The sequence below is a fragment of the Vibrio sp. YT-18 genome (assembly GCF_033337345.1).
Taxonomy (GTDB): domain Bacteria; phylum Pseudomonadota; class Gammaproteobacteria; order Enterobacterales; family Vibrionaceae; genus Vibrio; species Vibrio alginolyticus.
The window spans coordinates 32,087-57,876 of the sequence record NZ_JAWOQO010000009.1; the positions used below are offsets into that span (position 1 = coordinate 32,087).

26 protein-coding genes are annotated in these 25,790 nt (G+C 43.8%); 11 read left to right on the forward strand and 15 right to left on the reverse strand.

Annotated elements, in window-relative coordinates:
* Window positions 1–4: 4 nt before the first annotated feature.
* Both R7M72_RS13715 and malK read right to left on the reverse strand, forming a co-directional pair.
* Complete coding sequence (locus R7M72_RS13715) at window positions 5–1,405, reverse strand: undecaprenyl-phosphate glucose phosphotransferase (protein ID WP_213893292.1); 1,401 nt, start codon at window positions 1,403–1,405, stop codon at window positions 5–7.
* A gap of 422 nt (window positions 1,406–1,827) precedes the next feature.
* Window positions 1,828–2,946 carry a maltose/maltodextrin ABC transporter ATP-binding protein MalK gene (gene malK, locus R7M72_RS13720; RefSeq protein WP_005375271.1) on the reverse strand — a complete coding sequence of 373 codons (1,119 nt, stop codon included), beginning with the start codon at window positions 2,944–2,946 and terminating at the stop codon, window positions 1,828–1,830.
* 672 nt (window positions 2,947–3,618) lie between these two features.
* Here malK and malE point away from each other — a divergent pair.
* The 3 genes from malE (at window position 3,619) to malG (ending at window position 7,354) form a co-directional block, all read left to right on the forward strand.
* Window positions 3,619–4,797: a maltose/maltodextrin ABC transporter substrate-binding protein MalE gene (gene malE, locus R7M72_RS13725; protein ID WP_005375272.1), complete on the forward strand. Its 1,179-nt coding sequence runs from the start codon at window positions 3,619–3,621 to the stop codon at window positions 4,795–4,797.
* A gap of 79 nt (window positions 4,798–4,876) precedes the next feature.
* Window positions 4,877–6,451: a maltose ABC transporter permease MalF gene (gene malF / locus R7M72_RS13730; protein ID WP_005375273.1), complete on the forward strand. Its 1,575-nt coding sequence runs from the start codon at window positions 4,877–4,879 to the stop codon at window positions 6,449–6,451.
* Between the two features lie 12 nt (window positions 6,452–6,463).
* Window positions 6,464–7,354, forward strand: a complete 891-nt coding sequence (malG, locus tag R7M72_RS13735; RefSeq protein WP_005375275.1) for a maltose ABC transporter permease MalG — start codon at window positions 6,464–6,466, stop codon at window positions 7,352–7,354.
* A 367-nt stretch (window positions 7,355–7,721) separates the two neighbouring features.
* Here malG and R7M72_RS13740 read toward each other — a convergent pair whose 3' ends face one another.
* From R7M72_RS13740 to R7M72_RS13750, 3 genes are all read right to left on the reverse strand, one after another.
* Window positions 7,722–7,967 carry a hypothetical protein gene (locus R7M72_RS13740; RefSeq protein WP_005375277.1) on the reverse strand — a complete coding sequence of 82 codons (246 nt, stop codon included), beginning with the start codon at window positions 7,965–7,967 and terminating at the stop codon, window positions 7,722–7,724.
* A gap of 171 nt (window positions 7,968–8,138) precedes the next feature.
* Entirely contained in the window at window positions 8,139–8,624 is a 486-nt protein-coding gene (locus tag R7M72_RS13745; RefSeq protein WP_054728738.1) for an acyl-CoA thioesterase, read from the reverse strand.
* Window positions 8,625–8,769: 145 nt separating this feature from the next.
* Window positions 8,770–9,675, reverse strand: a complete 906-nt coding sequence (locus tag R7M72_RS13750) for a DMT family transporter (RefSeq protein WP_054574462.1) — start codon at window positions 9,673–9,675, stop codon at window positions 8,770–8,772.
* Window positions 9,676–9,773: 98 nt separating this feature from the next.
* Here R7M72_RS13750 and R7M72_RS13755 point away from each other — a divergent pair, with 98 nt between their 5' ends.
* Complete coding sequence (locus R7M72_RS13755; protein WP_005385013.1) at window positions 9,774–10,562, forward strand: AraC family transcriptional regulator; 789 nt, start codon at window positions 9,774–9,776, stop codon at window positions 10,560–10,562.
* On the opposite strand, the gene R7M72_RS13760 is transcribed toward R7M72_RS13755, so the two are convergent.
* Entirely contained in the window at window positions 10,557–11,474 is a 918-nt protein-coding gene (locus R7M72_RS13760; RefSeq protein ID WP_171342493.1) for a M14 family metallocarboxypeptidase, read from the reverse strand. The two genes, R7M72_RS13755 and R7M72_RS13760, sit on opposite strands and share 6 nt — an antisense overlap.
* Window positions 11,475–11,646: 172 nt before the next feature.
* On the opposite strand from R7M72_RS13760, the gene R7M72_RS13765 reads away from it, so the two are divergent.
* Window positions 11,647–12,552 carry a DUF808 domain-containing protein gene (locus R7M72_RS13765; RefSeq protein ID WP_017821242.1) on the forward strand — a complete coding sequence of 302 codons (906 nt, stop codon included), beginning with the start codon at window positions 11,647–11,649 and terminating at the stop codon, window positions 12,550–12,552.
* Between the two features lie 95 nt (window positions 12,553–12,647).
* Here the strand turns inward: R7M72_RS13765 and pyrC are convergent, their stop codons facing one another.
* Together pyrC and R7M72_RS13775 are read right to left on the reverse strand one after the other, a co-directional pair.
* The gene (gene pyrC, locus R7M72_RS13770) at window positions 12,648–13,676 is read right to left on the reverse strand and encodes a dihydroorotase (RefSeq protein ID WP_005385019.1); all 1,029 of its coding nucleotides are present in this window, start codon (window positions 13,674–13,676) and stop codon (window positions 12,648–12,650) included.
* Between the two features lie 155 nt (window positions 13,677–13,831).
* On the reverse strand, window positions 13,832–13,996 hold the full coding sequence (locus R7M72_RS13775) for a YqaE/Pmp3 family membrane protein (RefSeq protein ID WP_005375297.1): 165 nt from the start codon (window positions 13,994–13,996) through the stop codon (window positions 13,832–13,834).
* A 267-nt stretch (window positions 13,997–14,263) separates the two neighbouring features.
* Here R7M72_RS13775 and R7M72_RS13780 point away from each other — a divergent pair, with 267 nt between their 5' ends.
* Window positions 14,264–16,081 (forward strand): hybrid-cluster NAD(P)-dependent oxidoreductase, encoded by a 1,818-nt coding sequence (locus R7M72_RS13780; RefSeq protein WP_318056225.1) that lies wholly within the window; start codon window positions 14,264–14,266, stop codon window positions 16,079–16,081.
* 100 nt (window positions 16,082–16,181) lie between these two features.
* On the opposite strand, the gene nadE is transcribed toward R7M72_RS13780, so the two are convergent.
* A complete protein-coding gene (gene nadE / locus R7M72_RS13785; protein WP_005375299.1) occupies window positions 16,182–17,012 on the reverse strand; it encodes an ammonia-dependent NAD(+) synthetase in 831 nt (276 codons plus the stop codon).
* Between the two features lie 178 nt (window positions 17,013–17,190).
* Here nadE and R7M72_RS13790 point away from each other — a divergent pair, with 178 nt between their 5' ends.
* Window positions 17,191–17,724, forward strand: coding sequence for a nicotinate-nicotinamide nucleotide adenylyltransferase (locus R7M72_RS13790; protein ID WP_318056226.1), 534 nt, complete (start codon window positions 17,191–17,193; stop codon window positions 17,722–17,724).
* Window positions 17,725–17,738: 14 nt separating this feature from the next.
* On the forward strand, window positions 17,739–18,221 hold the full coding sequence (locus R7M72_RS13795) for a hypothetical protein (protein WP_318056227.1): 483 nt from the start codon (window positions 17,739–17,741) through the stop codon (window positions 18,219–18,221).
* Window positions 18,222–18,340: 119 nt separating this feature from the next.
* On the opposite strand, the gene R7M72_RS13800 is transcribed toward R7M72_RS13795, so the two are convergent.
* Window positions 18,341–18,949 carry an AraC family transcriptional regulator gene (locus tag R7M72_RS13800; RefSeq protein WP_170890005.1) on the reverse strand — a complete coding sequence of 203 codons (609 nt, stop codon included), beginning with the start codon at window positions 18,947–18,949 and terminating at the stop codon, window positions 18,341–18,343.
* Between the two features lie 191 nt (window positions 18,950–19,140).
* On the opposite strand from R7M72_RS13800, the gene R7M72_RS13805 reads away from it, so the two are divergent.
* On the forward strand, window positions 19,141–20,250 hold the full coding sequence (locus tag R7M72_RS13805; protein WP_238975541.1) for a 1-acyl-sn-glycerol-3-phosphate acyltransferase: 1,110 nt from the start codon (window positions 19,141–19,143) through the stop codon (window positions 20,248–20,250).
* A gap of 74 nt (window positions 20,251–20,324) precedes the next feature.
* Here R7M72_RS13805 and R7M72_RS13810 read toward each other — a convergent pair whose 3' ends face one another.
* Window positions 20,325–20,924 carry a hypothetical protein gene (locus tag R7M72_RS13810; protein ID WP_238975540.1) on the reverse strand — a complete coding sequence of 200 codons (600 nt, stop codon included), beginning with the start codon at window positions 20,922–20,924 and terminating at the stop codon, window positions 20,325–20,327.
* A gap of 319 nt (window positions 20,925–21,243) precedes the next feature.
* Between R7M72_RS13810 and R7M72_RS13815 the strand changes: the two genes are divergently transcribed.
* Window positions 21,244–21,516, forward strand: a complete 273-nt coding sequence (locus R7M72_RS13815) for a YnjH family protein (RefSeq protein ID WP_005375306.1) — start codon at window positions 21,244–21,246, stop codon at window positions 21,514–21,516.
* 88 nt (window positions 21,517–21,604) lie between these two features.
* Here R7M72_RS13815 and R7M72_RS13820 read toward each other — a convergent pair whose 3' ends face one another.
* Window positions 21,605–21,904, reverse strand: a complete 300-nt coding sequence (locus tag R7M72_RS13820; RefSeq protein WP_005375307.1) for a YfcZ/YiiS family protein — start codon at window positions 21,902–21,904, stop codon at window positions 21,605–21,607.
* 607 nt (window positions 21,905–22,511) lie between these two features.
* On the opposite strand from R7M72_RS13820, the gene R7M72_RS13825 reads away from it, so the two are divergent.
* Window positions 22,512–22,973, forward strand: coding sequence for a TetR/AcrR family transcriptional regulator (locus R7M72_RS13825; RefSeq protein WP_005385033.1), 462 nt, complete (start codon window positions 22,512–22,514; stop codon window positions 22,971–22,973).
* A gap of 113 nt (window positions 22,974–23,086) precedes the next feature.
* Here the strand turns inward: R7M72_RS13825 and R7M72_RS13830 are convergent, their stop codons facing one another.
* From R7M72_RS13830 to R7M72_RS13840, 3 genes are read right to left on the reverse strand one after another with little or no spacing between them, the layout of a single operon-like run.
* On the reverse strand, window positions 23,087–23,869 hold the full coding sequence (locus R7M72_RS13830) for a heme ABC transporter ATP-binding protein (protein WP_005385036.1): 783 nt from the start codon (window positions 23,867–23,869) through the stop codon (window positions 23,087–23,089).
* On the reverse strand, window positions 23,869–24,906 hold the full coding sequence (locus R7M72_RS13835; RefSeq protein ID WP_005375318.1) for a FecCD family ABC transporter permease: 1,038 nt from the start codon (window positions 24,904–24,906) through the stop codon (window positions 23,869–23,871). Before R7M72_RS13835 ends, R7M72_RS13830 begins: the two co-directional genes overlap by 1 nt.
* A gap of 9 nt (window positions 24,907–24,915) precedes the next feature.
* Window positions 24,916–25,785 (reverse strand): hemin ABC transporter substrate-binding protein, encoded by an 870-nt coding sequence (locus R7M72_RS13840; RefSeq protein ID WP_182016438.1) that lies wholly within the window; start codon window positions 25,783–25,785, stop codon window positions 24,916–24,918.
* Window positions 25,786–25,790: the final 5 nt, after the last annotated feature.

Consider the following 25,790-nt stretch of genomic DNA (forward strand, 5'->3'; position numbering starts at 1 on the left):
AACCTTAGTACGCGTTAGCACCAGTGAAGCCTTTGAAAACGGTCATAAAGATGATTTTGATGTCCATCCAAACCGACCAATGGTGGATGTAATCCAAATCAAACTCGACTCTCTTTTCCATTTTTTCTAAGGTGTCGGTTTCGCCGCGATAACCATTAATCTGCGCCCAGCCAGTAATGCCTGGTTTTACTTTGTGACGTAGCATGTAGCGATCCACGATCTGACGGTATTCTTCATTGTGTGCCACGGCATGAGGGCGTGGGCCGACAATAGACATGGTCCCTTGCAGTACATTGATAAATTGAGGTAGTTCGTCCAAAGAGGTGCGACGTAGAAATCCGCCAAAAGGCGTAATACGAGGATCGTTCTTTGTCGCCTGTTTCACGTTGGAACCTTGATCCATGGTTGTCATTGAACGGAACTTCCAGACTTCAATCTTGCGTCCATCAAGACCGTACCGATGTTGTTTAAAGATGACAGGGCCTTTAGACGTTGCCTTAATGCCAATCGCAATGACGAATAGAATAGGGGCGATTAAGACCAAAATAATGCTCGAAAACAAGATGTCTTCAAACCGTTTTACCCAAGAAGAAATTCCAGCAAAAGGTGTATCAAAGACACTTAGTGTTTGAACTTGGCCGATCTGCGCCCAACGAGAATGTAAAAGGTTATAAGTGAAGAAGTCGGGAATCAGATACGTATTTGCGGTGGTATCTGAGAATTGGTTAAGAAGTGACGCAATGCGCTCTTTTGCGTGCATTGGCATCGCGATATAGACGTAATCTACTTCCCCTTTTTTAGCTCGCTCAAGGGCGTGGTCAACAGCTCCTTTAATAGGATAATCAGAATTTGGCAATCTGTCGGAAGATCGTTCGTCGTAAAAGCCATCAAAAAGCACGCCGTGTTCTGTGTGGTTTTGAATTTCGTTAGCTAGGGTAATGCCGTGAGGAGTTTGGCCGATGATGATCGCAGTGCGAGTGTTGAATCCTTTTCTTCTCAAATAGGCTAATCCGGTACGGAATGTTACTCGCCATGCCAAAAGCAGAGCGGGCGTAATCGCAAACCACAGCACTAAAATTGTGTTATCAAATAAGGTATGGACTTTAGAAAAATACAGCACAATAAAGATAAGTGCAGAAGTCACCGCCCAAGCAACACAGACAATAAACATCTGCTCTTTAAACGAACTGGTTCGCCAAGAGCGATACAGATTGCCGCTTTCTGCCATAAATAGAAAGGAGATGCCTCCAACGAAAGCCAATATGACGTAATCTTTCCCCATCGCAGTATTCATGTCTTTGAACACTAAAAGCAGCATAAAAGAGACGATGACAGCAAGATCTGAGATGCGATATAAAAAAGCGAACTCCATCTCATGAGAGCGGATAAGTCCTTTTTGTTTCATGACTCAGTTTCCCTTCTGACACGCTACCGCCCTTGGGTGTCTTCCCCAATTGCCGTGTCGTGAACGTTATTAGTAGTTAGTGCACAGAGCATTCTGTGGAATGCTGCTGAGTTTTTTGTCACGTGTAATTTCGTTGATAAGTGTAAAAATTTGCTTTGTTGAGGTAAGTGGAAATAAGAATGATATTTAGCCCTTTGGCTAAGTTTGGCGGGTTAGGAAAAAGCTGGTACTTACTTATGAGGAATGAGGAAAAGTATTAAAAATGAAGTATCAGTACAAAGACAATGGTTTATGTGAGGGTAGAAGAAACGGGTGATTTGATTCGTTAACGATTAATGATTTAGTATCGAATTGCTGATATTTATTAAGATAAAAAAATCCCTCTCACTTGAGAGGGATTTTTTTGAGTAAGGACGAATGAACTATTCGACTTCTACGCCGTTTTCTTTGTATAGGCGGCGGCATGCGCGACCATCACTGTGGAACAGGTGACAACGATGAGCTGGAATACCGATCTCGATTTTATCGCCAGTGTCGACTGCAAGCGTGTCCGGCTGACGGAAAATAACGTCGGCGTCCGCACCTTCTAGGTTTAGGTATACTTGAGTTTCGTTACCTAGCTTCTCAACAATCATCACTTCACCGTGAATACTTGCATCAGCTTCAGAAGCGGATAATAGGTGCTCAGGGCGAATGCCTAAAGACATTCGGTCGCCGCGGTTAACTGTTGTACCATCCACCGGAATCCAGAAAGATACGCCGTTAGATAGTTGAACTTTGACGCGCTCTGCTTCTACTTCATCAATGAATACGCTCATGAAGTTCATTTTCGGAGAACCGATAAAGCCAGCTACAAAGCGGTTTTGTGGGTAATGGTAAAGCTCAAGCGGCTTACCAACTTGCGATACATAACCGCCGTCTAGTACAACGATTTTATCTGCCATTGTCATCGCTTCTACCTGATCGTGCGTTACGTAGATCATGGTACAACCAAGTTGGCGTTGTAGCTTAGTAATTTGTGCACGCATGTTTACACGCAGTGCCGCATCCAAGTTTGATAGTGGCTCGTCTAGAAGGAATACATTTGGCTGCGATACCAATGTTCGGCCAATCGCCACACGTTGACGCTGTCCACCAGAAAGTGCTTTTGGTTGGCGCTCAAGCAAGTGGCCTAGTTGTAGGATTTCTGCTGCTTGTTCAACACGCTTGTCGATTTCTGCTTTGTCTGCTTTTGCTAGTTTCAAGCCAAATGACATGTTGTCATATAAGTTAAGGTGCGGGTAAAGAGCGTAAGACTGGAATACCATACCAACACCACGTTTGGATGGTTCGACGTCATTCATGCGCTGGTCACCAATATACAAATCACCTGAAGTAATGTCTTCAAGACCGGCAATACAACGTAAAAGGGTAGATTTACCACAACCTGATGGACCTACAAAAACAACAAATTCACCTTCGTTGATTGTTAGGTCTACGTTCTTAGAAATCAGTACGTCGCCATACGCTTTACAAACATTTTTTAACGTGACACTCGCCATGTAGCTCGTCCTCGATCAATTTTTTATTATTCACCGCTCATCATTATATGAATTATCTAGCGAGCAGTAACAGTAGGAATCGGTAAGTTCTTGCGGTTGGTAAGAAAAGTAGGGTAGCACTTCAATAAAATGTCCTGAATAGAAGTGCTACCCATCATAGCCAAGTACGAGTTTCTCTCCCCCACATTATTCGTATTGTCTCCCCCGTGAAATAATTACCACAAACAACACTAATAATGACATTCCACTCGTCTGGCAATGCAAAACCAGCAAATCTTTTTCCTAATACGTAGGCACTGCTGGGAAAGGGTTCTTACCATCCACTCTTGGATGACTGCAGTTTCTAAGATTGTGCGTAGTGCGACATCCTCCTAATAGAAATAATTGTAGGGGGAGTAGAAAGGGAGGAGTAAAAAAGGAGGAGGAAGAAAGCAGTTGGTCGGAAATCACATTATTGCACCACCTAAAGTTGAAACCGATCACAGGAACTATCCATTTTGTGATTTGAGTCTCTTACCCTTGGCGATTTAGATCACGAAAATACGTCATAATTGTAAGGGCGTAGGGATTAGGAGGATGAGACATATTGGATTATTTCAGATGATATATGTCGAAATACGGCTGAACCTCAATGGACTAGCCCTACATCAAAAATATAAAAAGGATACGAACATGAAAAAGTTAAGCGCTGTAGCACTAGGTACTCTTGTTGCTTTGGGTTCTTTTGGTGCTAATGCTGCCATCGAAGAAGGACAACTTACTATCTGGATCAACGGTGATAAAGGCTACAACGGCCTTGCTGAAGTTGGTAAGAAATTTGAAGAAGACACAGGCATTAAAGTGACTGTGGCTCACCCAGATGGCCTTCAAGACAAATTCCCTCAAACTGCAGCGACTGGCGACGGTCCTGATATCGTATTCTGGGCTCACGACCGTTTCGGTGGTTACGCAGAAGCTGGCCTGCTAGCAGAAATTAAACCTTCTAAGAATATTCAAGAAGGTATCGTTGATTTCGCTTGGGATGCGGTACGTTACGACGGCAAATTGATCGGCTATCCAGTTGCGGTTGAGTCTCTATCTCTAATCTACAACAAAGACCTAGTTCCAAACCCACCAAAGTCTTGGGAAGAGGTTGCAGCATTAGATGCAAAACTTAAAAAAGATGGCAAGTCTGCAATCATGTGGAACCTAAAAGAACCGTACTTCACTTGGCCACTAATGGCGGCTGATGGCGGCTACGCGTTCAAATACACTTCTGAAGGTTACGATGTTAAAGACGCTGGTATCGCGAAAGAAGGCGTTAAAGACGCAATGAGCTTCGTAAAAGGCTTAGTTGATAAAGGCGTAATCTCTGCGGATATGGATTACTCCGTGTCTGAATCTGCGTTCAACCAAGGCAAAACAGCGATGACGATCAACGGTCCATGGTCTTGGGGCAACATTGAGAAGTCTGGCGTTAACTACGGCGTGACTACGCTACCTAAGTTCCAAGGTCAATCTTCTAAGCCATTCGTTGGTGTTCTAACGGCTGGTATCAGCACTGCGTCTCCAAACAAAGACCTAGCAGTTGAGTTCATTGAGAACTACCTACTAACAAACGATGGCCTACGTATGGTTAACAACGATAAGCCTCTAGGTGCGGTAGCACTTAACTCGTTCCAACGTGAGCTAGATTCAGATACTCGTATCGCAGCAACAATGGACAATGCGATGAACGGCGAAATCATGCCAAATATCCCTCAAATGAACGCATTCTGGGGTGCGGCTAAGAACGCAATCATCAACGTAGTTGACGGTCGTCAAACTGTCGATGCAGCTCTTGCAGATGCAGAAAAACAAATGACTAAATAATTAAGTAAGACCTTTTTAAGGAGGAGGCAACTCCTCCTTACTTTTCTATATTTATTCTATATTCGCTAGCAGGTTCCCTATGCAGTCAGTTCAAGGTACAAATGCTATGACAGCACCAGAAGCCAGCCTTCCGAGCAGCAAAAAAGTGTTCATGAAATGGTCACTTTTAGGCACAGTCGGCATCATCAATGGCTACGCAACAATCCTTATGTATTCTCGCGGTGAGATTGCGTTTGCACTACTTACGCTCATTCTTACCGCTTTAGCGTTGTTCATCTTTGGTAGTAAAAAGACGTACGCACACCGTTACATTTACCCTGGTATAGCAGGGATGATCCTTTTCATTCTTTTTCCTTTGGCGTACACCATAGGTTTGGCGTTTACCAACTATAGCGCGAAGAACCAACTCTCTTTTGATCGCGCTCAGAACGTACTTTTGGACCGAACTTACCAAAGTGGTGATAGCTACCCGTTCACTTTGTATAAAACGGAGCAAGGCCATCAACTTGTGGTTGAAAAAGATGGTGAGCTACTTGCAAGCCCGACTTTTCAGCTTGATAACCTTTCAGCATCGGAGTTTGATCTTTCACCAATTGAAGAAGTAACGGGTGAAAAAGAATCAATCAAGGCGATTGTTAAGAACCGCAGTGCGTTGAGCAGTGTCGATTTACATTTGCCAAGTGGTGATGATATCCGCATGAGTGGGCTGCGCAAATTTGCTGCAGTTGTGCCTTTGTACACATTACAAGAAGATGGTGAAACGCTTTACAACAACCGGACTGAAGAAACGCTACGTCCAAATATGGAAGTAGGTTACTACCAGCCTGTCGATGAAAACGGTCAATTTGTTGGCAGCACAGTGTCACCAGGTTTCGTGGTGAACATTGGTACCCACAACTTTGAGCGTGTTTGGAAAGATGATGGTATCAAAGAGCCGTTTATCAGTATCTTTATCTGGACCATTGTTTTCTCTGCGCTAACCGTATTATTTACGCTTGTTATTGGTCTTGTCCTTGCCAGTGTGGTTCAGTGGGAAGCACTTAAAGGTCGCTCAGTTTACCGTTTGTTGCTAATCCTGCCTTATGCAGTTCCGGCGTTTATTTCTATCTTGATCTTTAAAGGTTTGTTTAACCAAAGCTTTGGTGAGATCAACATGTTGTTGGAAGGCTTATTCGGCATTAGCCCGGCTTGGTTCTCTGATCCGTTCATGGCGAAAACCATGATCTTAATTGTTAACACTTGGCTTGGTTTCCCTTACATGATGATTTTGTGTATGGGCTTACTAAAAGCGATTCCAGACGATTTATATGAAGCATCAGCAATTGATGGTGCGAACTTTGTCACGAACTTCACACGTATCACACTACCAATGATGTTGAAGCCGTTAACACCATTGTTGATCGCGAGTTTTGCATTTAACTTCAACAACTTCGTACTTATCCAGTTGTTGACAGGCGGTGGTCCAAACATGATTGGTACATCAGAGCCTGCGGGTTACACCGACCTGCTAGTAAGTTACACCTACCGAATCGCATTCGAAGGTGCTGGTGGTCAAGACTTCGGTCTAGCAAGTGCAGTAGCAACGCTTATCTTCCTATTGGTTGGCGCATTGGCACTTATCAACCTACGCGTAACTAAAGTAGCTCAGGACTAAGGAGAAATTACAATGGCAATGGTACAAGGTAAGTCATTAAAATATCGTGTTTGGGCTACTCATATTGCAATGTGGGCATTCTTGGCACTGATTATTTTCCCTTTACTGATGATCATCGCGATTTCATTCCGTGAAGGTAACTTTGCAACGGGTAGCCTGATCCCAGACAACCCAACACTTGATCACTGGAAATTGGCATTAGGTTTCTCGGTGACTAATCCAGACGGTACAGTTACACCGCCACCATTCCCAGTAATGACATGGCTGTGGAACTCTGTAAAAGTGGGTGGTATTTCTGCAATCCTAATCGTGGCGCTATCAACCACATCGGCTTACGCGTTTGCTCGTATGAAGTTCAAAGGTAAGAACACCATTCTTAAAGCGATGATGATCTTCCAGATGTTCCCTGCGGTGTTGGCACTGGTTGCTCTGTACGCGTTGTTCGACAAACTGGGTCAGTACATTCCTTTCCTTGGCCTGAACACGCATGGCGGTCTGATCTTCGCTTACTTAGGTGGTATCGCACTGCACGTTTGGACCATTAAAGGCTACTTCGAAAGTATTGACTCGTCTCTAGAAGAAGCGGCGGCTCTTGATGGTGCTACACCATGGCAAGCATTCCGTTTGGTATTGCTGCCACTGTCTGTGCCAATCCTAGCGGTAGTCTTCATCTTGTCGTTCATCATGGTAATTGGTGAAGTTCCTGTAGCGTCACTACTGCTTTCTGATGTAGACTCGTACACACTTGCAGTGGGTATGCAGCAATACCTATATCCACAAAACTACTTGTGGGGTGACTTTGCCGCAGCTGCTGTACTTTCAGCAGTGCCAATCACTGCCGTATTCTTACTTGCGCAGCGCTGGTTGGTTGGTGGTCTAACCGCTGGTGGTGTGAAAGGATAATCTCTTGTGGTCTGAGATTGATAAGAATAACTAGAAAAGGGCGACCACATGGTCGCCCTTATACTTAGCACGGATATTACAATTTTGGTTTGGCCGCCGATCAGTAATATCTTGGCTTTTATTGGCGTTACGCATAGCTGGCTGTTAGCTTAGTTCCTTACGATTCAATCACTAACAGTTTTTGTAACCATAACCTGAGTTTAGACTCAGGTTTTTTTATGCCTGTTAAAGGCAATTTTGCAATAAGTAGATAGAGATTAGCGGCTTTGCAATGGATTACACAGGGCTTGAATAATGCCCTGCGTAGCACTTCACATAAATAACTAGAGCTTAGTAAAAAGCTAAATTGAGGTAGGGAAGGAAGAGATTAAAACTCTCGGCTGGAAGGTGCGCATCCAACGTATTGAAGCAGCGTGTACAAACTTTCTTGCTGCAGTGCGACGCGACGAAATAAATTAGCAAAGGTAACATCACCGCCAAAGCAAGTTTGAATGTAATGATTAATTTCTGTTTCGTTATACCCCTCGACGTACATGGTTCTCACCCACTGGTACTCGACCGCTTTTAAATTGGTCAACGTCTCTTCACTTAAGGTCGTTTCTTTTAGTCTCAAGATCCAAACTCTATCCAACTCTAAAATAATGGATGGATTTAAGCAAAGCTAGGTGAAGGATTTATGACAGAGAAGGGCGAGCGTGAAACAAATGGCGAAACCATGATGTTGCTCCACACTCTGGGTCTAGGTAACGTTGAGGTACTTAATAGCGTTCTTAACGGATGCCAGTTACTTGAGATATTTAACGTGTGCTTCCATTTCTTCCCCAATCTCTTTACGCATGTTCATAAGACGGATAGCGGATTGCTCTAAGGCTTTGTCTTCACCTGACTCTGGAATCCATTTCGGTACATCGGTTGGTTTTCCGTTTTCATCTACAGCAACCATGATAACGATACAGTGAGTGGTGAGTCTGTTTTTCATTTGCTTTGGATCACTGGCTTGCACGTCAATCGCAATGTGCATTGAGCTTCGTCCGGTATAAATGACTTTCGCGCTAACTTCGACTAAGTTGCCGACATGAATCGGAGCAACAAACCGAATGCCGCCAGCATATGCGGTAATGCAATATTTACCACTCCACGCTGCAGAGCAGGCGTACGCTGCCAAGTCGATCCATTTCATTACGGCGCCGCCGTGCACTTTTCCGCCAAAATTTACGTCGCTGGGTTCTGCTAAAAAGCGAAGGGTAATGTCTCTTTGACCACTGCTCATCTGTCTTTCCTTGATGGGTTATTGTTTTCCCAATTTAGCAGCAAGATGAATTTTCGGGAATAGCGAATGAAACAAAATTTTAACTTTTATTCGAACGCTGGAAGTGACAAGCCACAGCGTAGTTCTGTGGCTTGGGGTGTAGATGTTAATTGGCGGTAGAGGCAATCTCAGAATTGGATAATGGTTTTCTCTGTCTTACTTTTACTTGCGACAGGATAACGCCAGAGATGACTAACAACCCACCAATAATGTGGTAAGCGTAAATTTTCTCACCAATTAGTGTTGAAGCAAGTATGACGGAAACCACAGGCATTAGGTTCATGAACATAGCACTTGAATCAGCACCAATTGAATCAATCGCTTTGACCCACATCAGCGGCGCGAAAATGGAAGCAGCAATACCAGCATAAGCGATTAATGGTAGCGCATCTTGGCTTGGTAACAGTTGCTCACTAGAGAGCCAAAGTGGTGTGAGCATCAAAACAGAAAAGAAGCCCTGCATGTAAACCAGAGTTAAACTACTGAATGGCATTTTCCAGCGTTTTAGCAGAACACAATAAGCCGCGTATACCATGGCAGCAACGAGCATTAAGCTGTCACCTTGCGTTAAGTCTTGATGTAAAAAGTAAGTGATATCACCGTGACCAAGCATAAATGCCAAGCCGCCGAGCGAAATGACACCACCGACGATACTTAACATTGATATAGATTTACCGAGCAATGGGACACTTAAAAACACACTGATCAAAGGAACTAAAGAGGTGATCAGGGCCATATTAGAGGCCGTTGTTGTTAAACCGGCATAGTATCCAAGTGACTGGTTGAGAACCATACCAAGTAACGCAAGAAACGCCAACTTAGCTAAGTAAGGTCGAATAATGTGTCGTTGTTTGATGATTGCAGGCAGGCAAAATGGCGTTAGGAGTACCATTGCGACAAACCAACGGTAGAAACTCATCGCACTTGGTTCAATGGCGCTCGCAGCCATCTTGTTCACAATTGAGTTACCACCCCAAATCATAACGGTGAAAAACGGAAGTAAATAAATCATGAGAACCCTATAGCACAATTATTGATGGCGCTAGTCTGGCAGGTCTTTATAATAAAAAGTATCTCTTAAAAGACATCGTAAGCGATAGGAAGACAATTTTGAAAAAGAGCGCCAGAAATCTTCACCCCTCCTTATCAATCGATCGTGCGCCATCAGATGTATTTATGAATTTCGAAGCGTTTCTCTCTAATACAGAAACACGAATTCATAGCCACCCTTGGGGGCAAGTGCAACTGATCAGCGGTGGGATTCTGGAGATGGATGCAGAAGACACAAGATTTCTAGCACCTCCACATCTTGCTATTTGGGTTCCCGCCGGAATTCGTCACACTAGCTACAACCGTAAGCCAATCGAATATTGTTCTTTGAACATTGCCCCTGAATTGACAGCGCATTTTCCTACCAAAACGAGCTTGATCAAAGTGACTCCAATCGTGTCATCTATTATTGAGGACTTTCGTCAGCGAGACATTAACGTGGCGCAAACTGATGAAGACAAGCGCTTGGTACAAGTGTTATTGGACCAGCTTGCAAAGCAAGAAGTCGAACATCACTTTTTACCGACTACCGACAATAAGTATCTTGAACCGATTTTAAAAGCAGTAGAAGAATCGCCGACGGATGAGATCAGTTTGGCGGAGTGGGCGGCAAAAGTGCATACCACAGAACGCACGTTAGCGAGACATTGCCAGAGTGAATTAGGAATGAGCTTTACTGAGTGGCGCTTACGTGTACGTTATTTGCATTCTATGGAGTTGCTGCGTAAAGGGCAGACCGTAAAAGAAGTCGCTCTGACGTTAGGTTATAACCAAGCTAGCCCTTTTATCGCGATGTTCAAGAAATACTCCGGCATGACACCGGAGCAATACAAGAATCGATTGTTATAGCTGAGCGATTATGTAATTCAAACCACCCACCACGGCTGCAACCTGTGCATCGTTACATTCTTCGTCGGTCACCGTTGGGCTGTCTGGGTACACTTCCGTTGTCGTGCCGTAAACGCAATTTGTTACGCCGCCACACAGGCCCAGTTTTACCATTGGGTAGTTGATAACGCCAAACTGTACGACGGGTGAACCAATGATTTCGCCGTTTTCATCTGCTGGTGCAATGTGAGTCACTTTTGCAACTGACTCAATGACCGCTTTTTGGAAGTCAGGCTGAGGGTTTTCACTATCTCCCACCGTGTAAAAGCCATCTGGGATCATACCTTCAATGTACTCAATACCATCACGAGCAGCTAAGGCTGGACGGAACTCAGTTTCGTCAGAATCTGTCGTTTCATGTAGATCAATGTGCATTGACACATCGCCTAAAGTTGCAACGAGCTTCATGAGGTTAGCGGACTCTTCGGCAGGGCTATCCTTATAGAAAGAGCGGTTTGGATCAATCGCGTTTGGATTCCAGCGGTTGATCACCTCGTAACCCCAAGGGCTTACGCAGGGTGCAACGACAATATTGAAATGCTCTGCATAGCGCTCTGCTTCTGTTTCTACAAACTTTAATGCGCCATGTACACCGCTGGTTTCGTAACCGTGCACGCCGCCTGTGACCAACACAGCAGGTTTAGTTGAATCCCAATTGCGTGTTTTGATACAAAACAGAGGGAAGCGTGCCTCGTTGTATGAGAGCGCACCATATTGTTCAACATCAAAACGCTCGCGTAGGGCATCGATTTTACTGACGACTTCATCTTGGTAGCTACGTTTTACTTCTTGCGTTGCTAACCAAGCTTTACGTTCTTCTTCGTTCCAAGGTTGGCCAGGAGTACCGATCGGGTAAATGTATCCACTTTTCATCTATACTTTTTCTTTTGACTGCTGAAAGGTATCACAAGACTAGACCTGTCTTATCTTTACGGCAATATAAAACACCATTTGGGGTGGTATTCTTTGCAAAATCATCACTTTGATGAGTGATTCATTGGTGTTACATTTTGTTACTTACTCAATTTCATATAAGAGACAAAAAATGGCTGGAGCAAGTTTACTCACACTGTTGGACGATATTGCCACGGTGCTTGATGATGTCGCCTTAATGTCAAAAATGGCGGCAAAGAAAACCGCAGGTGTATTGGGAGATGATCTAGCGTTAAACGCTCAACAAGTGTCTGGTGTTGCATCTGAGCGAGAGATTCCAGTGGTTTGGGCGGTTGCAAAAGGCTCATTCAAAAATAAATTGATTTTAGTTCCTTCAGCTTTACTTATTAGCGCGATTATTCCATGGCTTATTATGCCATTATTGCTAATTGGCGGCTTATTTCTCTGCTTTGAAGGGGCAGAGAAAGTACTTGAGAAAGTGTTTCCTCACTCGCATCCGCACGAAGAAAAAGAGGAGCTAGTTAATACTGGCGAGTCGATAGAAGAGTATGAAAAGCGTAAAGTTTCTGGTGCGATTCGAACAGACTTTATCCTTTCAGCAGAGATCATCGTGATTGCGTTAGGTACCGTGACAGGAGCCAGTCTTGTTACGCAAATTTTAGTTGTCAGTTTAATTGCAGTGATTATGACGGTTGGAGTTTATGGACTAGTCGCTGGGATTGTGAAGCTAGATGATTTAGGCCTTTACCTTGAAAGTCGCTCAAACGGTAAAGGTTGGGTAGCGAAAGTCGGAGGGGCCTTGGTCGCTTTTGCACCAAAGTTGATGAAGTTGTTAACCATTGTAGGAACTGCTGCGATGTTTTTGGTGGGTGGAGGAATTGTGGTGCACAACGTGCCAGCCATTCATCACTTTGTAGAGCCGATTATTATGAACTTTAGTGGTCATTCGGTTGCTACAGCCATTTTGCCTATTTTACTGAACGGTATTATCGGCTTTGTGGCGGGGTTGGTTGTGGTTGCGGTATGGACGATGGTTGAAAAGCTTCGTGGTCAATAATCACATCTAAAACATGAGACGATAATAACAAGGGTCATGACTTCTTTTTACAAAAAGCATGACCCTGTTTTATGGGTGAAACGTCAGTAAAGTACTTACTTCACTTTCCACTCGATCTGTTCATTTGCTCGAATAGGCACAACGATATCATTGCCAAATGGCATCGTTTCTGGCACATCCCAAGCGGATTTTTCTAACGTTACTGTATCTGTGTTACGTGCAATGCCGTAAAAATCAGGACCGTTGAAGCTTGCGAAAGCTTCCAAGTTTTCCAACTTGCCTTCTTTTTCGAAGACTTCTGCATAAAGCTCTAGCGCAGCGTGTGCAGTGTAAGAACCAGCACAACCGCAAGCCGATTCTTTTGCCCCTTTCGCATGTGGCGCTGAGTCTGTACCTAGGAAAAACTTCTTGCTACCACTAGTTGCTGCTTCGATCAGCGCTTGCTGGTGGGTTCCGCGCTTAAGAATTGGCAAACAGTAGAAATGAGGTTTAATACCACCCACAAGCATGTGGTTACGGTTGAAAAGAAGGTGGTGGGCAGTGATGGTAGCCGCTACGTTGTCTGAGGCATTGTTAACGAAGTTTGCTGCGTCGGCGGTGGTGATATGTTCTAGTACGATTTTAAGATTAGGGAAATCATTGACGATAGGAGCGAGGACGGTATCAAGGAATTCTTTTTCTCGGTCGAATATATCAACATCGTGATGTGTTACCTCCCCATGAACCAAAAGTAACATTCCTACTTCTTCCATTGCTTCTAAAACGTGATAAATGTTTTTCGCATTGGTCACACCGGAATCTGAGTTTGTTGTGGCGCCAGCAGGATAGAGCTTGGCAGCAACAATGTGTCCGGTTGCTTTAGCCTTACGTATTTCGTCTGGTGTCGTGTTATCTGTAAGGTAAAGCGCCATTAAAGGCTCAAACTGTTCGCCATGTTGCTCTTTGAGAATTCGGTCACGGTAGGCTAGGGCGAGCTCAGTTGTAGTAACAGGTGGGACGGTATTTGGCATAATCAGCGCACGGCCATTGTAGCGGCTGATGTCGCGAACGGTGTCTTTAAGAACTTCCCCATCGCGTAAGTGAACGTGCCAGTCGTCAGGACGAGTGATAGTCAGTGTTGTCATTAATTGCTCCCACCATTGAAAAGTTGTCTGATTGGAGCCTAAGCGCCGTATTTGCTTTTGAGCAAACGCTTGCGCTTAGGCGACAGGATGATAGAGGAATTGCCCTCATATTTCATCCCATTTTTCAATTTTATAAAGAGTGAGAGTGTAAGTGGTTACTTCATTGTTAACCAAAGCGCGTGGATCGTACCTGGTAGAAAGAAGAAACACGTCAATATTAGATTAATCAAAAAGTCTTTATTTAGACCTTTCTCCATAAACACCGCGACAGGCGGAAGAAAGATACATAACAAAATCAGAACCAGTTTTCTTGTATCCATAATTAAGCTCCAAATCGATAAATGGGAGTAGTGATAACTTGGGTGAATTATGTGTGTCGTATCACACTTTATCAAACGGTATTTGGTCAGAACGGTGTTAAAAAACGCGAATATTGAGTGTAGTAAATACTTGTCACTAAAACCAAATTTATAAGAATATGGTTTCGAGAAAGTTGAAATGGATGAAGAGGCAGTAGACTCTGCAACTTAATGTGATTTGAGTATACAATACCGCAACAAATAAAAAACACCCGTAGGAAGAAGGCTATGTCGCAACCCGTTTTATCCCAAATTAATGTTTTTCCGGTTAAGTCAGTTGGCGGATTATCGCTGTCGTCCGTATGGGTTGAGAAGCAAGGATTGAGCTTCGATCGTCGCTTTATGATTGCGAAAGCTGATGGCTCGATGATCACTGCGCGAAAGTATCCGCAAATGGTAACCATTAAGTCTGCCTTATTGTCCGATGGAGTGGTGTTTAGTAGTTTGGGTATGGAGCCACTTAAAATCCGTTACCAAGATTTCAAAATGCAGGAGACACCTGCAACGGTTTGGAAAGATACGTTTACTGCCTATACCACGACAGATGATGCAGATGACTGGTTTAGTCGTGTGTTGGGGCAGCGCGTTGAGTTGTTGTTTAGTGGTGAGCAATCGAATCGTGTCCGTGAAAAGCTAGGTCAAAACGTCAGTTTTGCTGATGGTTATCCGGTTTTAGTGATCAGCCAAGCTTCACTTGATGAGCTGAACCGAAGAAGTTCAGAGCTACACTCAATGGATCAGTTTCGTACTAACTTAGTTGTCTCTGATACTAAGCCATTTGAAGAAGATTCATGGAAGCGCATACGAATCGGTGAGGTAGAGTTTGAGTCTCTCAAACCTTGCGAGCGCTGTATCCTGACTACGGTGAATACCCAAAGAGGCACATTCCGTGAGAGCAAAGAGCCGCTCAAAACCTTGCAACAGTTCCGTGCAAACGATGTCGGTGGTGTGTTCTTTGGCCAGAATCTTGTCGCGCGAAATGAAGGCATTATTCGTCAAGGCGATAAAGTTGAAGTATTGGAGTACAAAGAGCCGGAGTTTTACGCAGATAACTCGCCAGTGCGCATGAAGCTTACATGTGTTGAGCGTGAAGAAATTGCCCAAGACTTTGTGACCTTATGGTTAGAGCCAAACAAAGGTTCGTTGCCTAATTACTTGCCAGGACAACACCTGCCAATAGAGGTGAATATTGATGGTAAGAAAGTGGGTCGACGCTATACCTTATCATCCAGTCCTTCTCGCCCGGGTCGTTATGCTATTTCTGTAAAGCGTATCGCGGGTGGAAGAGTCTCTAACTCACTCTTAGACAACTTACAAGTCGGTGATGTTTTAGAGGCAGAACAACCTGATGGCCAGTTCCACCTAAAAACGCATGAAGCGCAGCCTCTATTGTTACTCTCTGCGGGTAGCGGAGTAACACCAATGCTATCGATGGTACGTTACTTAGCGGATCATAATCAGTTGGAGAACGTGGTTTTCTACCATCAATGTCGGACCGAAAATGATATTCCTTGTCGCTCAGAGTTGGAGCAGTTAAAGCGTGAGCACCCAGGGCTAGAAGTAAAAGTCTGTTTAACGCAACCTGCTGTTGATTGGTTTGGTTTGAAAGGGCGTTTAAGTTTGTCACACATTAAGCAAATCAAAGATGTTGAACAGCGGCAGGTGTTTGTGTGTGGTCCTGATGGTTTTATGGAGAAAGCGAAAAATCTCCTGCTAAGAAAAGGGCTGCCAGAAGAAAACTACCATCAAGAAGCGTTTGGAGTTTCTTCTCTTACGTCAAAGCCAGAGAAAAGTCTCGCTATTGACTTTAATGGAACTAAAGTCGTAGGCAACAACCAAAAAACGTTGTTAGATCAGCTCGAAGATGCAGGGAAGGTTGTTAGTAATAGCTGTCGTGCTGGCTTATGCGGCGCGTGTAAGGTTCAGCTTACGTCGGGTCAAGTACATCATCCGGACGTGCCCGCGTTGACTGATGAGGAACGTGCAATGGGAATCGTATTGGCGTGTTGTGCTGTGCCAGAGACGGATGTAACAGTAACCAACTAGGCGAGAACGTCTTTGTCCTTCGACAAAAACTGTTCCTAGACAAAAAAAACGCTGCTATTTTTAGCAGCGTTTTGAGTTTTAAAGAGAACGAAAATATCGTTTAGTCGTAAATCGTCGGGATTGGCTGGCGTTTGTGCTGCGTTGCTTTGTAAATCGCTACCAGACGGTCACTCACTTGCTGTGGAACAGGTTTGCCCTCTAAGAAGTCGTCGATTTGCTCGTAAGTTAGGCTTAGGGCATCTTCATCTGCTTTTTGTGGAGCAAGCTCTTCTAAGTCTGCTGTTGGCACTTTCTTAACTAGTTGCTCAGGTGCACCCAATGTAGCAGCTACTTCACGAACTTGGCGCTTACTTAATCCGAACAATGGTGCCATGTCACAAGCGCCATCACCAAATTTAGTGTAGAAACCAGTGATGTTTTCTGCTGAGTGATCAGTACCAAGAACAAGGCCGCCTACGTAGCCCGCGATCTCGTATTGAGCAACCATGCGAGCACGCGCTTTTACATTGCCTTTTACGAAGTCGACTTTTGCTGCATCAGTTGGTAGAAGATCTGTGCCTTCTAATGCAACGTGAGAAGCCGAATGAAGCCCGTCAACACCTGCTTTGATGTTCACCGATACAGAATGGGTTGGCTGGATAAAAGACAGAGCGAGCTGAGCCTCATCTTCATCTTTTTGCTCCCCATAAGGCAGGCGAACTGCGATAAATTGGTAGCTATTGTTGCCCGCTTCTTCGTTCAGCTGGTCTACAGCCAACTGAGCTAAACGACCACATGTCGTTGAGTCAACGCCACCGCTGATGCCAAGAACAAGAGACTTACAGCCCGCTTCTTGCAATTTACGCTTAATAAAAGCGACACGGCGTTCAATTTCAAAATGCGGATCAATTGAAGGGAGTACGCGCATTTCGTCACGGATGGATTGTTCCATTTAGGGTTCCTTTTCCTGCAAATATTTCAGACTCTAAAGCACATTTGCTCAAATGGTGATAAACCATACAGTTGAGGCTCATTAAACGCGACTTTAGGGTCAAAAGCTGTAAAGATTAGTAGTATCATACCGAAATCATCAGATTAGAAAACTCTCTTCAACCAGGTAATCACCGGATATGAAAAAAATCGCCATTTTTGGTAGTGCATTTAACCCACCTAGTTTAGGGCATAAAAGTGTTATTGAGTCATTGAGCCACTTTGATCTTGTGCTACTTGAGCCAAGCATTGCACACGCTTGGGGCAAGAACATGCTTGATTACCCAACTCGGTGCAAAATGGTTGATGTGTTCATCAAGGATATGGGGCTTTCTAATGTTCAGCGTTCTGATGTGGAGCAAGCTTTATACCAACCTGGACAAAGTGTGACGACCTATGCGTTGTTAGAAAAAATTCAAGAAATCTACCCAACTGCCGATATAACTTTTGTCATTGGTCCTGATAATTTCTTCAAATTTGCTAAATTTATTAGAGCTGAAGAGATTACGGAACGTTGGACTGTTATGGCATGTCCTGAAAAAGTAAAAGTCAGAAGCACAGATATTCGCAAAGCATTGGCCGAGGGTGAAGAGATCGGCGCCTATACAACACCTTCCGTACGTGATTTATTACTTAGTAAAGGCTTATACAGAGAAACATTGTCTGGGAACTGAGAGGTCAGATTTTCATGGTCAGAGTCGTTTTATTTAGTGCATGTGCGCTGCTTGTGGTGACAAAAGCTCATTCCGCGTGTAACTATTTTTCTGATCGTTCCGTGGTGTTTGAAGATAACACGCTTCCAATCTGTGAAGAAATTTTAGATTCCATCGGCGTGTTAAGTACTGAAGCATTGATTTGGTATGCAGCGGAAGCGAAGCTTGAAGGACCAACAGAAAACTATTGGGAGGAGTGGGCGATTAAGCCGGAAGACACCCCACTTCTAACTCAAAACTTAGAAAAGAATTACTTTGGTCTTGGTTTTTGGATGCCGGAAGAGCTTCGAGACGAAGAGAGTAAAATGGATACAGAAGAGTGGTTTCGTAGTCACGGGTTGATGTTCAGCGTTGGTTTTGGTGATAAATCCGACGGACAGCCAAGAATGCGGTTTGATTATCGTTGGCACGAATATTATGACGCTGACTGGATGATGCAGATAGAGGTACCTTTCTAGACACCTCAAGCAAATGAAAAAAGGGCGTACATTATCAATGTACGCCCTTTTTGTTTTAATCTACTTTCTGTGTCCGTAATTCTACGTAATGCTGAACACGTAGCTTGTTAAAGAGCAAGTTATAGCACTTCTCCAAAGACTAAAAAGCAAAGCTGTTCATATTCTTCGGTGTTACCAGCAAAAAGAGAGTCAACAATTTGCTCTTCCTTCTTCCCCGACAGTTTCATTTTTCTTGCTTCACGTAGTGTTAGTACCAAGCAAAGCTCTTTAGAAATATTCATGTCACAGCCAGGAGTCCATTGATTGATGGTTCTCGTTAACGTTGAGTGCGCTAGTTTAGGAGACAGCGTCAATACTTCATGTCTTACTACTGTCAGTAGATCGGTTTGCAGATCCGAGCGTTCGGCAGTTGTTGCTAGCTTCTCGACGAGCGCTTTTAGTAGCGGTGAAGGCTTCACAAAGCCCGCCTGTTGTGAGAAGTCGTCATTTAAACGCACAGAAAAATCACAACGATATACACGAGAATTAGGTAAAAAGGTGAGGGAGCTCAAACATCCTTGAGGAATCCAAAAATATTGGCCTGGTTCAATGGCATACTCCTGCTTACCCAATTTAATGACGGCTAACCCTTCGATGACAGATAGTAGACTGTGCTTCAGTGCTTTTTTACGCGCAGCTACATCAAGAAAGGGGTATTTAGCGTCGTGAAATTCAATTGCGTAGTTCATTATGAGTACCAGTGTTTTTTGGCGCTAAGGGTAACGTTAAACCCATACGATTCCAACCGGCTGAGAGAATTTTTTAGCATGATAAATGGTGGCTTAACTGGTATGACCATGTTAAAAGTATGGGTTGAAATGCTGCTTGTCAGCAAAACTATGCGTAAAATGTGCCAGCTTTTTTTGATATGTAATGAACAATGACAGCCAATACCGATCCTTATATTGAAATTCGTCCTTACAACGACGAAGAAATTCCAGCAGCGCTGGATCGTCTAATCCAAGATGATGAATTTATCACTGCTATCCTAGAACATCGCTTTGCTAATAAAGCAGCATGGTTCAAAACGCTAATGAGCCCGATCCTGCGCATCTACCTGAAAGCCAAGTGGAGCAAGCTTGATTCTGTCGAAGCAATTCAGATTGAAGTGAAGAAGTATCTGAAAGATACATTGAATAAGACAACGGATGGCGTCACTTTTTCTGGTTTGGATAAGCTGGATAAAAACACGTCATACCTATTCGTTTCTAACCACCGTGATATTGCGATGGACCCTGCGCTCGTAAATTATGGCTTGTACCAAAGTGGGCACCGTACAGTTCGTATAGCGATTGGCGATAACCTGCTGAAGAAGCCATGTGCGACAGAATTGATGCGACTCAATAAGAGCTTCATCGTTAAGCGCTCTGCTAAAGCGCCTAGAGAAATGATGAAAGCATTGGGACAACTGTCAAGCTATATCAAACATTCGCTTGATACTGGCAATTCAATTTGGATTGCCCAAAAGGAAGGCCGTGCTAAAGATGGAAACGACTTTACTGATCCTGCGATTTTAAAAATGTTCCATGTTGAAGGTCGTAAACAAAAAATCAGTTTTGGTGAGTACACGCGTTCTTTGAAAATCGTTCCTGTCTCGATTGCCTATGAAAATGATCCATGTGACATTGCCAAAGCAAAAGAGCTGTACGAAAAAGCAGAAAATGGCCGCTATGAAAAAGGCGAATTTGAAGATATCGAAAGCATCATTCAAGGTATCGTTGGCTATAAAGGCCGTGTGCATGTCGCGTTTGGTGATGTGATTGATCAAGAGTTTGAAACGCCAGAATCTCTTGCCGGCGAAATCGACCGCCAAATTCACAACAACTACAAGTTGTACCCAATCAACTTACTAGCTGCTGGACGCGAAGATTCAAGCATCATCACAGAGGCGGTGAAGCGTCACCTCGCGGATAAATTGGAGCAGTTACCTGAAGGGGCAAGACCTTATTTGGTGGCGAGCTATGCCAACCCAGTGAACAATCAAGAGTAGTATTCATCGCTGAACTTGATGGATTATGAACGCCTTAAAGCCTCGGTTTCCCGGGGCTTTTTCTTGTCTGCTTTTTAAGGTGCAACAGCCCCGCCAAGGGTTAAATTGCTAGGCCACTTGGTGATCTTGTTACCACCTAAATAGATATTCCCTTTCACCGTCATTGTGTCTGGAAATACTTTCAGCGCTGATCCTCCAATATAAAGATTACCATCAACCACCAATCCTTCAGGAAGTTCAGAAATGGGAGTGCGAATAACACTTAGATCACCCTTTACTCGAAGTTTAGCTGGAAGCGTTTTTAACGGTGTATCTGTCAGATTTAGGTAACCGCCTAGTTTGATGCCTTTAGGCCAGTTTTCGATCTTACTACCTAGTAGGTTTGCATAGCCTTTTATCTTTGTTCCTGAGCGAATAACTTTGAGTGCGCTGTTAGTTGCTTCCAGACTGCCTTCAACATCAAGCCCTTTAGGCAAGGTTTTGATAGGGGTTTGTGAGATGTTTAAGTTGCCCTTTACCACTAGGCCAGAGGGTAGTTGGGTGTAAGGCTTGTTTCTAAGATCAAGATTGCCGTAATTATCGATGTGACCAAACTTAGAATAGTAATCTAGCTCATATGCCAAAGGAGACGAGCAGAGCAGGATTGAAGTAAGGCATAGGGAAACAAAACGCATAGTCAAAGAGTTAGTTAAATACCGAGATCAACAGGTGCTTATCTTATACTTAAATAAACCTATTATGCATTTTTTGCTCACAGTTTTTGATTCATAACTTAAATATTCAAATTAGAGATGCACGCTAAAAGTGTGCGCTTCTTTACTGCGCTAAGTAACTTCAAGCTTACTAAAATGAGATAAATTAAATGATTGAATGTGAAGCAGATTCAAGCGTAGAGGTGAGAAAAATATCAGTAGATATTTGAATAATATGAGATTCTTCCAAGAACTTCACAAGGGTCCTTGTTAGTATTATTGAGGTTTGAGGGAGATTTTCATGAAGTTAAAAAGTGTATCTATTTTTACCGCTGGTGTTTTTGCAGTACTGCTGTCGGGTTCCGTTTTTGCTAAATCATACAGTACACCAGAAAACAAAGCGCTAATAGTTGCTGACGGTAAGGTAGGTCAGCGTATCTGTTACTACGATGATAAAGCCTACACCACAGGGGCCGTGATTAATGTTGAAGGCGTATTACTGATGTGTACCGCTGAGAACGATTTTGAAACCAATGGCTCGTTAAAGTGGGTCGTGTTCAAAAAAGATAAATAAACGCGCCGAAGTTGTCTGTTTCATTTAGAGCGGTTTAAGATTAAGAGATTGGAAAAATAAAAAGCGAGCATCATGCTCGCTTTTTTCATTAACGCGCGAGTGAGCGAGTTTTTAATTCAAAGATAAGTTTTTCAGCACTTACTTCAAATTTGAATCGAGCCGTCGCTTGGTTCGATTCTTCGGTTATTTCTGAAACATTGTATTCAACATCAGCACATACTGATTTAGCGAGCTCGATGTATTTTTGTAGTTCAGACTCTAGCTCTGTTTTTGTCTGTGCGAAAACCGTTACGTCGGCAACTTCGTCACCTTCTTTGATGATAAAGCCAATCTCGCCAGCACAGCCGCAGGCCTCACATACTTGGTTTTTTTCTAATTCGACACTCATAACGAATCCTCTTGTAAATACTAAGGGTATTCTATCAGGTATTTGATCTGTATCTACAAAAATGACGACTTTTGCGTAAAAAAGGAACAGAATAGGCACTTGTTAAGTAAGGGTTAAAGATTGGATTACTAAATCATCAAGAACGTTAATGTGATATATATCAACATTTAAAATCAATTAACGAACATAGTGACGAGATTTTGCTCAGTCCAGTTGAACTAATGGTTAATTTATAAGACTATTTCTTGATTGATTATTTTTAATAATTATCATTCTTGGTCTTTGAATAGTTTCGATGAATAATTGGCGCGAGGTTTTGATGAGACTAACTTTTCGCCTTATTTTGAGTAGCATGTATTGACAAAAACATAACTGAAAATTACACATTACGCAGTGTAAAGACGTTATGGTTTGGAACTCGACATGATATTAAATAGTCGCAATACATATACCCAAAGCGCTTTAAAGTGCAGCGTTTAGCAACCTGATTTCTAGGTTTTCGCTAATCGAACCGCATCGGCGAGCCGGGTATAATGCTAAGAATGATTTCATTCTGGCCTCATTTAATAGTGAGTTAGATGGATTTACAAAGAGAAGAGCTTAAAATATGCCAAAGCGTAGTAAAGAAGATACCGAAATCACTATCCAAAAGATCATGGATGCCGTTATTGATCAGCTACTCAGATTAGGTTACGACAAAATGTCGTACACGACGCTAAGCCAGCAGACAGGTATATCGCGTACCGGTATTAGCCATCACTTCCCTAAGAAAACGGACTTCACCGCCGCACTGGATGGCCGTATCTTTAAAATGTTTATTGAACACTTAGAGTTTGATAAAGGATTAAATGCATTTTCACAAAGTTGGATTAAAGCGCTGGAAGATGCTGAGTTCCTCGCGATTTTACGACTTCTATTCCATCACATTGTCACCGCTGAAAATGCGCAAGAATTTGCTGCTAATGGTATTGACCGCTTATACAAAATGGTTGAAAGCCAGTTTGGTGCGGGTGGTGACAAAGAGCTTGAGTGGTTGATTGGTCGTTCATTGATCCAAATGAGCAAGTAATAGCGTTTAAAGCAACAAATTCTGCCAATATAAAAGCAAAGGCCCGCAACTCTCATATTGCGGGCCTTTGTCGTATCAAAGTGTTTTCGAGACGGCTTTAGAGGAGATACGCTTTATGCTGCGGCATGCACTTGAGGGAAGTCTAGCGTCGGATGTTTTGTCACAATAGAGCGATAGCCATAAACTTGTTCAATGCGCTCTGACGTTAGTGCATTCCATGGCGTGTCATCACAAACTAGTTTCCCGTTATGCAAGAGTACAAGGCGGTCCGCGTACTGAGAGGCTAGATTCAAGTCATGTAACACCACAACCACCGCAGCGTTCTGTGCTTTTGCCGTTTCACGAGCAATTTTTAACGTGTTGTGTTGATGGGCGAGATCCAACGCTGAGGTAGGTTCATCAAGCATTAAGATTCGTTTTTCGCCAGATTGATGTAGTTGTGTCATCACTCGTGCTAGATGCAGTCGTTGCTTTTCTCCACCAGATAAAGACGGGTACAGGCTTTCTGCTAAATGCAATACGTCGGTTTGTTCCATGTAATGTAAAGCCAGTTTAGTGGTTTCTTTATTGGACAGTGATAGCGGTATTGCCCCCAGCTCTACGACTTCTCTGGCTAGAAATGGGAAGGTTAAGGTGCTGTGCTGCGGGAGCATTGCAATATGTTTGGCGCTTTTTTCAGGCTCCCAATCATGCTTTTGTTTACCGAAGTAGGTGATGTGATGATTCGAAGAGATCTCACCGCATAGAAGCTTGAGTAAAGTACTTTTACCTGCGCCATTGGGGCCGAGTAGGGCGGTCACTTCACCAGCTCGGATATCAATGTTGATGTCATCGAGCACCACACGGTTGCCATATGTCATCGAAATGTTTTTCCCCGATAAAACGATCTGGTTCATTACAAAATCTTCCCTTTTTGCTGGAACAATAAGTAGATGAAAAAGGGCGCGCCAATCAATGCGGTCACGATTCCAACTGGTAATTCAGCTGGTGCCACGGCAACACGAGCAAACATATCTGCGGCAGTAAGAAGCAGTGCTCCCATTAAGGCAGATATTGGTAATAGCGTTCGATGGTCAGGCCCAGCGAGCATGCGCCCTAAGTGAGGAATCACGAGCCCAATAAAGCCAATTGCACCACTGATGCTCACCGTAATACCAACACCCAGTGCAGAAAGTAAAATAAGCTGACGTTTGAGTTTTTGAACCGGAACTCCTAAGTGTCTTGCTTCTGATTCCCCTAACAACAGAGCATTCAGCGCCATCGACTTCTTCTGGAACCAGAGTAATAGGATGACGAGTGTTACAGCAGATAGAGCAATCCCTGACCAATTTGCACCAGCTAATGAGCCCATCGACCAAAGCGTCAAGTCTCGCAGCATCTGATCATCTGCGATAAAGTTCATGTAGCCAATCGCAGCACCCGAGAGCGCACTGATGGCAACGCCGGCTAACAACATAATTGTAACTGAGGTACCAAACTTACTTGTGCCGAGTTTATAAACGAGAATAGTCGTTAGTGCACCGCCAAGGAAAGCAAAAAGAGGCAAAGCCGCTAAGTTCATTAGTTGCGGATAGTTTTGGCTAAATTCAGCAAATACAACAATAGCGAATGCACCACCAAGAGCAGCGCCAGCAGACACACCAATGATACCTGGCTCGGCTAATGGGTTACGGAACAAGCCCTGCATAACCACACCACAAATTGCCAAAATGGCGCCGATGAACATACACAAAATGGTGCGAGGCAATCGGATTTCGTTAATGACCAACTGAATGTGAGGAGCGAGATCAGAACTGCCTCCCGTTAGGCTACGCAAACTGTCAGCAAAGCTAATGTTCATTGGGCCAACGGTAATAGAGGCGATAGCAATAAATGCTAAAAATCCACTAAGCACTGATAACGTCGTTGAAAGGGGGATACGTCTTAACAACATGTCATGTCTCTATGGGTAAAGCAGTGCATTCAAGCGTTTAGCTTCTGCAAGGCTTTTAAGGCCCAAACCACCTACCAGAGCATGGCCATCAATCGTTATGATGTCTTTGTTCTTTCCAGCGGGTGTTGCAGCAAGAAGCGGCATTGCTTTTAAAATTGCATCGGCACCACCCAACGTTTCATAGCTGCGACCACTAACAAGAATCACGTCAGGCTGCATCTCTACCATCGCTTCTGTGGATAGAGGCTTGTAAGACGAGAGTTGTGTAGCGGCTGGGTTTTGTCCGCCGGCGAGTTGAATAATTGCATCGGGTGTCGTTTGTGAGCCCGCAACATTTGCAGGTCGCCCTTCATGGATCAGCAGAAAGAGCACTTTCTTTTTCTTTGCTTGATCAGGCTGGTTTGCATTGAGTGCTTGTACTTGCGCCTGGACATCTTGCTTTAAGCTTTCAGCTTGAGCTTTGCGATCCATAAGGTTCGCAATTTGATCAATACGTTGATAAAGGCCCTCGACATTTGCATCAGTATTAACGATTTCTACCTCTACGCCAGCCGATTTCAATTGGCTCAATGTTGTTTTCGGCCCCATCTCATCAGAACCAATGACTTTTGTCGGACGTAAGGCGAGCAACCCCTCCGCTGAAAGACGACGATGGTAGCCCACTTTAGGCAGTTCCATTCCTTTTGGTAATTGACTGGTGACGTCGATAGCAACCAAGCTATCTTTAGCGTCGAGTTCAAGCAAGAGTTCAGTGACGGCGCTGCCTGCGCTAACAACGCGCTCTGAGGATGGCGTTTCATTGGCAAAAAGTTGACTACTCGCAAGTAGGGAAATGGCTGCCGTGACAACAGCATGAATAGTGATGCGTGTGTTCTTCATTTTGA